At 28.0% G+C, this 12,679-nt stretch carries 9 protein-coding genes; all 9 read right to left on the bottom strand.

Features of this window, described 5'->3' with window-relative positions:
* Positions 1-41: 41 nt before the first annotated feature.
* The 9 genes from HUJ77_RS04775 to HUJ77_RS04735 all read right to left on the bottom strand — a co-directional run bounded on the left by HUJ77_RS04775 (position 42) and on the right by HUJ77_RS04735 (position 12,676).
* Positions 42-1,874, bottom strand: a complete 1,833-nt coding sequence (locus HUJ77_RS04775) for an ABC transporter permease (RefSeq protein WP_291707440.1) — start codon at positions 1,872-1,874, stop codon at positions 42-44.
* A gap of 1 nt (position 1,875) precedes the next feature.
* Positions 1,876-2,580, bottom strand: a complete 705-nt coding sequence (locus HUJ77_RS04770) for an ABC transporter ATP-binding protein (RefSeq protein WP_291707439.1) — start codon at positions 2,578-2,580, stop codon at positions 1,876-1,878.
* Between the two features lie 24 nt (positions 2,581-2,604).
* Positions 2,605-3,534, bottom strand: a complete 930-nt coding sequence (locus HUJ77_RS04765; protein WP_291707438.1) for a YegS/Rv2252/BmrU family lipid kinase — start codon at positions 3,532-3,534, stop codon at positions 2,605-2,607.
* Between the two features lie 134 nt (positions 3,535-3,668).
* Positions 3,669-4,910, bottom strand: a complete 1,242-nt coding sequence (locus HUJ77_RS04760; RefSeq protein WP_291707437.1) for a 2-hydroxyacyl-CoA dehydratase — start codon at positions 4,908-4,910, stop codon at positions 3,669-3,671.
* Positions 4,903-7,833, bottom strand: coding sequence for an acyl-CoA dehydratase activase (locus HUJ77_RS04755; RefSeq protein WP_291707436.1), 2,931 nt, complete (start codon positions 7,831-7,833; stop codon positions 4,903-4,905). The genes HUJ77_RS04760 and HUJ77_RS04755 overlap by 8 nt, the downstream gene beginning before the upstream one ends.
* A gap of 61 nt (positions 7,834-7,894) precedes the next feature.
* Positions 7,895-8,908: a LacI family DNA-binding transcriptional regulator gene (locus tag HUJ77_RS04750; RefSeq protein ID WP_291707435.1), complete on the bottom strand. Its 1,014-nt coding sequence runs from the start codon at positions 8,906-8,908 to the stop codon at positions 7,895-7,897.
* A gap of 74 nt (positions 8,909-8,982) precedes the next feature.
* Complete coding sequence (galT, locus tag HUJ77_RS04745) at positions 8,983-10,506, bottom strand: UDP-glucose--hexose-1-phosphate uridylyltransferase (RefSeq protein WP_291707434.1); 1,524 nt, start codon at positions 10,504-10,506, stop codon at positions 8,983-8,985.
* A gap of 7 nt (positions 10,507-10,513) precedes the next feature.
* Entirely contained in the window at positions 10,514-11,503 is a 990-nt protein-coding gene (gene galE / locus HUJ77_RS04740) for a UDP-glucose 4-epimerase GalE (protein WP_291707441.1), read from the bottom strand.
* Positions 11,504-11,512: 9 nt separating this feature from the next.
* On the bottom strand, positions 11,513-12,676 hold the full coding sequence (locus HUJ77_RS04735; RefSeq protein WP_291707433.1) for a galactokinase: 1,164 nt from the start codon (positions 12,674-12,676) through the stop codon (positions 11,513-11,515).
* Between the last annotated feature and the right edge of the window lie 3 nt (positions 12,677-12,679).

The following is a 12,679-nucleotide window of genomic DNA, read 5'->3' as shown; positions in this document are numbered from 1 at the left end:
TCGCAGTGTGACACATTTAGCTTTTTTCTTATGTGATGATTCTAATGAATCATCATAATGTTCATATTGTTTAGCCATAATGAATAAATTATATATTTTAAAGCTATGGTATTTTTAGAATATCCTAGTCCCTTTAATGTTCCAATATTTACTCTTTGTTCATCTACCATTCTAGTCATTGTAGTTAAGCATACTAAAGCTGCAACTAAAAAGAAAAATACAGGAAATACCTTTGCTAGCTTATCTATGCTATCAGCATTATTTTTATAATCTACATAAGAATAATGACTATTTCTATCTAATACATACCAGCTTGGTTCTTCTATAGATTTAATATCATTTTCAGCTTTTAAGATCTTTGCTTCAGCTGATGCCATTTCCCTATCAAATTTTATCTTACCCTCTTCATATTCTTTTTTACCATTCTCTAATTCTGTCTTGCCATTTTCTAAATCTAATTTTGCCTTAGCAAATTGATTTTCAGCTTCAATTTTACCATTTTCTAATTTTTCCTTATTTTCATTTAATAAGGCTTGTGCATTATTTAATTCAATTTCTTTAGCTTTAATTTGAGCTTCTGCTTGTTGTATTTTTTGTTCTGCTGACGTTATTTCATTATTTATATATGAAATACCTTTATTAAGTTCATCTCTAGTTTTATATAAAGAATTTAATTCATTATTTATTGCAGCCTTTTCATCTTCAGATAAATTATTATCTTTTAATGAATTTTCCTTTTCTAGGATTCTATTATCTAAATCCCTTTTATTACTTTCTAAAGTCTTCAACGTATCTTTAGCAGTAGTTATAACGCTTTCTGAACTTGCCTTTTCTTCACTCAATGTTTGCTTACCAGCTTCCAATTGTGCTTTACCACTATCAATTTTAAATTGACCTAAGGATATTTCATTTTCAGCTTGAATTATGTTAAGCTTATAATCTGTTTCCTTTTTAAATAATTCATCTTCACCAGTTTTAAGAGCTTTCTCTGATTCTTCTAATTGTTTTTTTGCATCGCTTAGCTTTTCTTCTCCCTTTTTCTTTTCTTCATTAAATTTATTTTTATTTTCATTTAATTGCTTATTTGCTTCAGTAAGTATTTCTTCGTATCTTATTCCTGCTCTTTCGTTACCTAGTGATTCTAGAGATATTTTTACATTATCTATAGAGTCAAAATATTTATCTGAATAACTATTTAAATCTTTAGCACCACTTACTGTAACATAGGTTTCAGTATAGGCTGGTATTTTAAAATTATCTATTGGAACTGCAATATAGCTTGAAATTTTGCCGCTACCTATACTAGATGCTCCCTTTTCGGCAGATAAATAATATGGACTTTGAACTTTGCCTACAACTTCATATTCTATATTTTCCAAGCTTTCAGTTAAATCTTCATTTTTCCCAGATTCTAATTTAATCTTACTTCCAATAGATAAATTCAAACTATTAATTTTACCTTCTTCTATTACACACTCATTAGGTTTTTCTGGTAATCTTCCTTCAACTAGAGTATATTTATTAACATACTCATCACTATTAAGTGGAATACCCATTACTTTGATAACTAACTCTGATGAGTCAATCTTTGTAAGTGTATCTAAAGAATAGGTTGGAAATACATCCTCTATTCCATCTACATTTTTTATTTCTTCTATATCTTCATCAGTAAAACCTAGTGTAGAATATAAGGTAAAATCCATAAAATTATTATCATCATAATATTTATCTGCAGTAGCCTTCATATCAATTGGAGCTACTTTTATTCCTGAAAAAAATGCTACCCCTAAAGCAATAATTGCAAAAATAGAAAAAAACCTTCCTTTTGATTTTTTTATATCTCTTAGGATATCTTTAAAAAATGCATTTTTCATTTTACCATTCAATCCTTTCTACTGGAGTTGGATTGTCATTTAAAGTAATACTTTCAATCATACCATTTTTAACTTTAATCACTTTATCTCCCATAGGTGTAAGAGCAAGATTATGTGTAATAATAATAACTGTCATATTATGTTCTCTACATGTATCTTGTAATAATTTTAATATTGCCTTTCCTGTGCTATAATCTAAAGCCCCGGTTGGCTCATCACAAAGTAATAGCTTAGGATTTTTAGCTAATGCTCTTGCAATAGCTACTCTTTGCTGCTCTCCACCAGATAACTGAGATGGAAAGTTATTTTTTCTATCCTCTAATCCAACAGCATCTAAAACTTCTGAGGGATTAAGTGGATCTTTACAAATTTGCGTAGCTAATTCTACATTCTCTAAAGCTGTTAAATTTTGAACTAAATTATAAAATTGAAAAACAAATCCAATATCAAATCTTCTATAAGAAATTAATTCTTTTTCTGTATAATTACTTATTATATTATTATCTACAATAATTTTCCCACTAGTTGAGGTATCCATTCCTCCTAATATGTTTAGTATTGTACTTTTACCTGCACCACTAGCACCTGCAACTATTACAAATTCTCCTTTTTCTATTTGAAAGGACACTCCTCTTAAAGCATCAATATCAACTTCTCCCATTTTATAAGTCTTTTTAACATCTTTAAATTCTATAAAACTATTCAAATCTAAAACTCACTCCTATCAAAATTAACAAATTATATCTTTATGTGGAACTAAGAAATTTACTGCTTTTCTTTCTAAATTAATATCTATATTTTTATCTACTAAAATTTCTCCATCAATGCACACAGTAAAATCATTTTTTGATCTTATATGAATAGATCTACATTTCTTATAAATAAAGTACTCTTTCATTTCTTCATTTTCTAGATGTTCACCTTTTTTAAATACATTAATTAATCTAAGTAATTTAAGTCTAGATACTTTCTTAAATATACAAACATCTATTAGTCCATCATTAATCTTAGCCAATGGTGCTCCCTTATAGCCACCTCCATATGTCATTCCATTTGCCACAACACATAGTAGGAAATCTCCTTCTATTGTTTCTTCATTATCTATTAATATTTCCAAATTAGAGTACATCTTATGTAATAAAGAGTAGAATACAGAAAGAGTATATGCACCTTGTCCACTAATTAAAGGAAATCTTTTAAATTTATTCATGTTCTCTGCAACTTTAGCATCAAAGCCTATATTACATAAGTTAACTGAATATTTATCATTAACTCTCAATAGATCAATTTCTTCCTCTTCAAACTCTATTTGTTTTTCAATATCAAAGAAATTAATATTAGAACTAAAATTGTTTATAAAATCATTACCAGTTCCATAGGGTATAACAGAGGCACTTGCGTTTTTATATCCAATTAATCCATTAACTACTTCATTAAGGGTTCCATCACCACCGCAGGCATAAAACCTTAAATCTCCAACTTCTTTTTGGCAAATATCCTTTGTAAAATTAGTTGCATCATTTTTCCCTTTTGTAATATAAATATTGTATTCATCACTTTTGCCTTTAAAGGCTTTTATTACTTCATTGCTTATTTTTTCAGAAACATCAGTTTTCCCTGCTTCAGGGTTTATTATAAAATAATGTTTTGTCTCACTCATAAGATTTATCCATCTCTTTCTTTAAATACTATCAAAATATCTTAATATAATATTTATTATTAATTTTATTTTAGTCCAAATAGCAAATAATAGCTATACCTAATATAATTATAGGAATAGCTATTATAAATATTTTACAAGTATTTATTTAACTTTGCATTGGATAGCATTAACTTAATTCTATTTTCTTGATTTATTTTTGATTGAGATGGATCATAATCTATAACCACAATATTAGCTTCAGGATTTTTATCAACAATTTTTCTTATGGCTCCTCTACCTACAATATGATTAGGTAAACATCCAAAAGGCTGTGCACAAATAATATTATTCGCACCTGAATGTATTAATTCAATCATATTTGCTACTAATAACCAACCTTCTCCCATTTTCACTCCATAACCAATATAACCATCAGCCATTTTTCTTACTTCATCAAAATCTGTTGGGCCTTCAAATCTGGAGTTGTTTTTTATAACTTTGTTTACCTTTCTTTGAAGCTTTAAAATTATTTTATATCCTAAGGCTGCAATTTTTGATTTTAAATATCCCTTTCTATATAACTTGTAATCAATAATAGAATTTAAAATACAGTAATTAACAAAGTCCATAAGCCCTGATTGAACTACTTCGGCATCCTCTTTAACTAGAAATTCTTCAAGATGGTTATTACCCATTCTTGAATATTTCATATATATTTCTCCTACTATTCCTACTTTAATCTTAATTTCATTATTTACTTCTATTTTATTAAAGTTTGTAGTAATCTCCTTTGATATTTTTGATAATTTTAGATAACTAAGACTTGAAAATTTATGTTTTAAATTATCAACTGTTTTATCTAAAAGAATATCACATTCACCCTTATTTATCTCATATGGCTTTACTTTATTATATAAATACATTATTAAATCACCATAAATAACAGCATAAAATAGCTTAATTATAAGATGTGGTCCTAATTTTAGTCCAGGATGTTTTTCAATACCAGATACACTTAATCCTATTGCAGGAACTTCTGAAAATCCACTGTTTTCTAATGCCTTTCTTATTAAGTGAATATAATTAGATGCTCTACAGCCACCCCCTGTTTGAGTCATAAGCAAAGCTGTTTTGTTAATATCATATTTACCACTTTTTAATGCCGATATAAATTGTCCTATTACTATCATTGCTGGATAACATATATCATTATTAGAATACTTTAATCCCTCTTCTATTACTGAGGAAACATCATCCTCTAGAAATTCTATATCGAATCCATAATCTTTTAATATCTTATCCATTAGCTTAAAATGAATAGGTAGCATATTAGGTGCTAAAATCTTATAATTTTTTTTCATTTCCTTTGTAAAAACTTTATAACTATTACTCATATACTTCCCACCTATTCTTTATAGCTTCTACCATACTTCTTATTCTAATTTTTGCTGCTCCTAAATTGTTAGTTTCATCTATTTTTAATTGTGTATATATTTTCCCATTGTTTTCTAAAATATTTTTAATTTCATCAGCTGTAATGGCATCTGTACCACATCCAAAGGATACTAATTGAACTAACTGCATGTCCTCATTATTAACAACAAATTTAGCTGCATTAAATAATCTTGCTTGATATGTCCACTGATTTAGAACATTTACAGCCACATTATCATAATTAAATGGGATAGCATCTTCTGTTATTATTACTAAATTTAATGAATTCATCATTTTATCTATTCCATGATTTATTTCTTTATCAACATGATAAGGTCTTCCTGCTAAAACAACAATTAATAAGTCATTATCTCTACCATATTTAAGTGCTTCCTTACCCTTTATTAAAATATCTTTTTTAAATTCTTTATATTCATTAAGACCAACTTCATATGCTTTTTTTATATCTTCCTTAGAAATCCATTTATAATAATCTTTTAAGCTATTGAATAAATTTTCTATAGTACTCTTTTTAGAATTTAAATCTAAATATGGAGCTATAAAATTACACTTTTCTATATTAGATACATTATTTTTTATTACTTCTGGATAATATGCCACAACTGGACAATTATAATAATTGTCTGAAATGCCTTCGTCATAATTAAATGTCATGCAAGGATAAAAAATATTTTCAATATTTTTCTCTATTAAATTTTCTATATGACCATGAACTATTTTAGCAGGATAACAAGCAGTATCTGATGGTATCGTATGTTGTCCTTTTAAATATAGTTTTTTAGAAGAGGCATCTGATAAAATAACCTTTATTCCTAAATGATTAAAAAACTTCACAAAAAAAGGTAAGTTTTCAAACATATTTAAAACCATTGGAATTGCAATTAATCCTTTATCTCCATAGTTATTAGCATACTCTAATAATTTTAAATTTTTATATTCATAAAGGTTAGGAATATTATTATCATCATATTTACCAGTAGGCTTTGAACATCTATTTCCTGATATGTATTTTCTTCCACCATTAAATGTATTAATAGTTAGATTACATTTATTAGTACAAAGTCCACATTTTATTCCTTTTGAACTATGTGTAAAGTTATTTAGTTCTTCTCTAGTAATAATTTTTGTTTCTTCTGGTTTTTCCCTTTTTGCATATATTGCAGCTCCATAGGCACCCATTAACCCAGAAATATTTGATCTTATGACATTTTGATTTAATTCTAATTCTAAGCTTCTTAAAATTGCATCATTACATAGTGTCCCACCTTGAACTATTACATTTTTACCTATATTTTTTGTTCTAATAACTTTATATAAAGCATTTTTTACTACACTAATTGATAAACCAGCTGAAACATCTTCAATGGTAGCACCATCTCTTTGAGCTTGTTTAACAGAAGAATTCATAAAAACTGTACATCTTGATCCTAAATCTGCAGGATGTTTTGCCAATAAACCCAATTTAGAAAAAGTCTCCACATCATACCCCATTGCCTTAGCAAAAGTTTCAATAAATGACCCACAACCAGATGAACAAGCTTCATTTAGTATTATACTTTTTATAGCATTATTTTCTATTTCAAAACATTTGATGTCTTGTCCACCAATGTCTAAAATAAAATCTACATCAGGATTAAATTTACTTGCTGCAATATAATGAGCTAGTGTTTCTACTATGCCATAATCTATACCAAAGGCTTTTTTTATTAATTCTTCTCCATATCCGGTAACTGCACTTCCTATTATGTTAATTTTTTCACCATAATTATCATATATATGTTCTAATTGCCTTTTAATTACTTTTACTGGATTCCCTTCATTATGAGCATAAAATTCATAAATTATATTACTATTATCATCTATTAAAACAAGTTTAGTAGTAGTGCTTCCTGCATCTATTCCTAAATAGGCATTTCCTTTATATCCATCTATATCTTTAATTAAAACCTTAGCTTGGTTATGTCTATCTAAAAAACTTTTATATTCATCATTACTAGAAAATAAAGGCTTAATACTTTTGCTAACATTAATATTACTTTTATAATTATTAAGCTTATTTATTAACTCTTCATAAGTGTAAGTTTTTTCTTCATTACCAGAAAATAATGCTGCCCCCTTTGCCACAAATACCTCTGCATCTTCTGGTACTATAGCTTCCTTTTCACTTAATTTCAATTTTTTTATAAACATACTCCTAAGACCTTTATAAAAATATAATGGGCCTCCTAAAAACAATATATTCCCTTTTATTTCCCTACCTTGTGCAAGTCCACCAATAGTTTGATTTACTACAGCATCATAAATGCTTACTGCAATATCTGACTTACTTGCCCCTTGGTTTAATAATGGCTGAATATCAGATTTAGCAAAGACTCCACATCTAGATGCAATTGGATATATGTTTTTGTAATCAAAGCTTATCTTGTCTAAGTATTCTACACTTATACCCATCAAACTTGCCATTTGATCGATAAAAGCTCCTGTTCCACCTGCACAGCTAGAATTCATTCTTTCTTCTAAGCCATTTGTTAAATATATTATTTTAGCATCCTCTCCACCTAATTCAATAACAACATCAATATTGTTAAAAAGTTTTTTTACTCCTATTGTGGTAGCAAAAACCTCTTGAACAAATGAAATATTTGAATCCATAGCTAAACCATATCCTGATGATCCAGTAATTGAAACTTTAATTTTATTATTACTTACTATGTCCTTTATTTTAACTAATTCATTTAATACAGTTTCTCTTACTTTTGTAAGATGTCTGGTATAACTTTTATAAATCAATTTATTACTTTCATCTAATAGCACTAATTTTACTGTAGTTGAACCTGCATCTATACCTAATCTATATTTCACTTTATATGCCCCCATCTAAATTAAAATTATATAAAGGAGCTGTATTTACAGCACCTTTAATTTATATTTTTCTACAACTATCCCTAATAATTAATTTAACTGGTAATACTATTTTTTTACTTAGATTTCTTTCTCCCTTTATTCTTTCCATTAAAATATCTAAGGCTGTTTCACCCATATATTCTGTAAATATTTTAATCGTTGTCAAAGATGGCGATAAATACTGAGCTGTGGCTATATCGTCAAAGCCCACTATACTTATATCCTTTGGTATTTTATATCCTTCTTCTTGTATAGCTTTATAAGCACCTATAGCCATAGGGTCACTAGCTATAAAAAAAGCAGAAGGTATTTTTTCTAGCTTTAAGGCTTCCTTCATTAAAGTGTACCCATCTTCTGGTGTAAAATTACCCTTAAAAACCCATTCTTCTCTATAGTTATTTATATCTATCATAAATCTTTTATACGTTGCTTCTCTATAGTTTATTAATTCAACTCCGTTATCACTATTGTGTGGAATAACTTTTGCCCCAATATAACCTATATCCCTATGACCTAGGTTATATAAATAATCAAGGGCTTTTTTAGTCCCATACTTTAAATCTACAACTATAGAATCAAATTCCCACTCCTCTGGAGAAGAATCTATAAATATAATATTATTAGATAATTTTTTTAGACTATTAATTTCATTATTTTCAAATATCCCAACAGCAATTATTCCATCTAGATTTTTATAATTATATGTATCATCTGTTATCAAATTACTAAGATATAAAGATTTAAAGCCTATATTATCTTCTAAGCATTTTTTCTCTATTGCCATTCTGATAGATAAGAAATATGGATCACTTAACTCCTTTAACTCATTAAAGGAACAAACTATTCCAATGGTATAATTTTTAAGCTTATTTTTTCGCTCTTTTATAGTTACATAATTCATTTCTTCAGCTACAGCTAAAACTTTTTTTCTTGTTTCTTCTGAAACATTAAGAGTTTTATCAAAATTTAAGATACGAGATACTGTTGCAATAGAAACACCTGCTTCATTAGCAATCTCCTTAATTGTTGCCATGATATTCACCTCCGTTCTAATAGTAAAATAAATATTTATATATAATTAAGATGAGGCATATAAATGCCTCACCTTTAATATTTATCAATTGATAATTTTAAACTTTCAATATACCTATCAATAGCTTCTTTTCCTAGGCTATCCCATTTAAATACTCCACAATGTTCAAGCACCTTGGTAAATACATTTCCTATTTCCATCTTTAGAATATCATCAATATTCTCTTCTGTTATATATTCATTTTTACTTTTGATTTCTTCATACCAATCATAATGAATTTTCATGCTATCATAATTATAAATATCATCTTTTTTAGTAGTTAAAGATACTTTAATTATCTCTATTTCTTCTTTTAATCTTGCTGGAAGAACTGCAAGTCCTAAAACTTCTATTAATCCGATGTTTTCTTTTTTAATATTATGGAGCTCAGCATGAGGATGAAATATTCCATCTGGATATTCATCAGTAGTTCTATTATTTCTAAGAACTAAATCAATTACATACTCATCATTTTCTTTTCTTGCTATTGGTGTTACTGTATTATGAGGAATATTATCAGTAAAAGCATATACATTCACCTTTGGATCACTATAGTTTCTCCAATGATTTAATACTTTGTAAGCTAATTCACTTAATTCTAATCTATTCCTACTTTTTAATCTTAATACACTTAGTGGCCATTTTACAATAGAAAACTTTACATTTTCATATTTTTTTAATATAAATTCTGTATAATTTGAAGCTTTATTCATAGCAAACTCATACTTTCCACCTTGGTAATGGTCATGTGTTAATATTGAACCACCTACAATTGGTAAGTCTGCATTAGAACCTATAAAGTAATGTGGGAATTTTTCTACAAACTCTAGTAATCTATTAAAAGTCTTACTAGTTAGCTTCATTGGAGTATGCTCTGCAGAAAAAACAATACAATGCTCATTATAATAAGCATATGGGGAATACTGTAAATACCATTTTTCATTGTTTAAGCTTAATGAAATAACTCTAAGATTTTGTCTAGCAGGGTGATTTATACGTCCTCTATAGCCTTCATTTTCTTTACATAAAAGACATTTAGGATATTTTGAAGGAGGCATATTTTTAGCTTCTGCTATGGCTTTAGGATCTTTTTCTGGTTTTGACAAATTTATAGTTATATCTAGATTTCCATAATCACTTTCACTTTTCCAAAGTAAATTTTGAGCAATTCTATCTGCTCTAACATAATCACAGGCTTTACTAATATTATAAAAGTAATTAGTAGCCTCTTCTTGTGATCTTTCATATTTATCCTTGAATGTTTTAATTACTTCTGAAGGTCTTGGCATTAATGCACCCATAATCTTAGTATCCAATAAATCTCTATAAATTGGAGTATTAGATTCTAAAATACCATTTTCAAAAGCGTAATTTAGTATATTATTTAATATATCTGTTGGTGTTGTTAATTCTTCATCTTTAACTTCTATATCATCATAATCATCTAAATTTAAAATATTTAGTAGGGAATTCCTAATATAAATTTCATCATCTTCAGTAAATAAACCATGCTTTAATCCATATTGAATCAATCTTTTGATTTCACTATAAATTTCCATAATTCACCTACTTATTAAATCCAAGTGGATTGTTCTTATGCCACTTCCAAGCTGATGCTATTATATCTTCCACATTGTCATATTTAGGTTCCCAATTTAATATTTTTCTCGCTTTTTCTGCTGATGCAATAAGTCTAGCAGGATCTCCAGCTCTTCTTTCACAAATTTTTGCAGGTATTTTATGTCCTGTTACCTTTCTAGCTGCTTCTATCATTTCTTTAACTGAAAATCCATTTCCATTACCTAAATTGAAAATATCACTTTCATTTCCATTTCTTAAATAATCAATTGCTAAAATATGAGCATTTGCTAAATCAGTTACATGAATATAGTCTCTAATACAAGTACCGTCTTCTGTATCATAGTCCTCTCCAAAAATTGAAATAAATTCTCTTTTTTCAAGAGGGACTTGTAATATTAATGGTATTAAATGAGTTTCAGGGCTATGATCTTCTCCAATGCTTCCACTCACATGAGCTCCTGCTACATTAAAATATCTTAATGAAACATATTTAACTCCATGTGCTATATCCGCCCATTTCATCATTTTTTCCATAGCAAGTTTAGTTTCACCATATGCATTAGTTGGTTCAGTTTTATCTGTTTCAACTATTGGCATTCTAGTAGCTTCCCCATAAGTAGCAGCTGTTGATGAAAATACAATCTTTTTCACATTATTAGCAACCATAACTTTTAATAATACCTCTGTCCCATGAACATTGTTGTTATAGTATTTTAATGGATTAGTCATACTTTCTCCAACTAAAGAATTTGCTGCAAAATGAATTACTTCTGTAATATTATTGTCCTTAAACACTTTATCTAACTCATCTTCATTTCTTATATCAACATTATAAAACTTAGCATTTGGATTTACTGCTTCTATATGTCCTGTTTCTAAATTATCTACAACTACTACTTCTTCTCCTTTTTCTATTAATTGATAAACTGCATGGCTACCAATATAACCTGCTCCACCGCATACTAAAATCATAATTAATACCTCCTAAATTTCTCTAGTTCCATTTCCTATTTCTGCAATATAGAAACTAGCTTCATAGCCTATTTTATTTTTATATCCTTGTCCAACTGTTTTTATAAAATCATCAACACTATCTTTTTTTACTAATGCAACTGTACATCCACCGAAACCAGCACCTGTCATTCTTGCACCTAAAACTCCATTATGAGCCCAAGCAAGTTCTACTAAAGTATCTAGTTCTACTCCTGTAACTTCATAATCATCTCTTAAAGAAATATGAGACTCATTCATAAGCTTACCAAAGGTAACTAAATCTTTTGATTCTAAAGCATCCTTTGCCATTAAAGTTCTTTGATTTTCATAAACAGCATGTTTTGCTCTTTTTCTTCTAATATCATCATTAATTAAACTTTTATTATTTTCAAATTCCTCTATAGTAAGTTCACCTAAGGAATTAATATTAAGCTTTATTTTTAATTCTTCTAATGCTTTCTCACATTCGCTTCTACGCTCATTATACTTAGAATCAGCTAAACCTCTTCTTTTGTTTGTATTAGCAATAACAAGTATTTCATCCTTTAAATCTATTGGACAATAATTATATTTTAAAGTATTACAATCTAATAGTATAGCATTATTTTCCTTACCCATTCCAATAGCAAATTGATCCATTATTCCACAATTCACTCCTACAAATTTATTTTCAGCTTCTTGAGAAAATTTTACTAAATCAACTCTATTGATATTGAAATTAAACAAACTATCCATCATAACTGCAGTTAAAAGTTCTAATGATGCAGAGGATGATAATCCTGCTCCATTTGGTATATTACCATAAATAACCACTTCAAAACCCTTATTAATATTATATCCATGTTTTTTCATCACATCAATTACACCCTTAGGATAATTAACCCAATCATGTATTTCTTCGTATTTTAAGTCATTTAAAGAAAATTCTACAACGCCGATATCCTGGAAATTGCTAGAATACATCTTTACTTTTTCATCTTCTCTAAGTCTTATTACTCCATAAGTCCCAAAACTTAAAGCGCATGGAAATACATTTCCACCATTGTAGTCAGTATGCTCTCCAATTAAATTAACTCTACCTGGAGAGAAGAAATATCTCTCGTTTCCATTTTCCTTAAAAATTTCATTAAAAGTATTTTTAATTTTTTCTATCATAAT

The organism is Clostridium sp. (genome assembly GCF_021443865.1).
Taxonomy (GTDB): Bacteria; Bacillota; Clostridia; order Clostridiales; family Clostridiaceae; genus Clostridium.
Note: the sequence above shows the minus strand (reverse complement) of the source record. Positions and strands in the feature narration are given on the sequence as shown.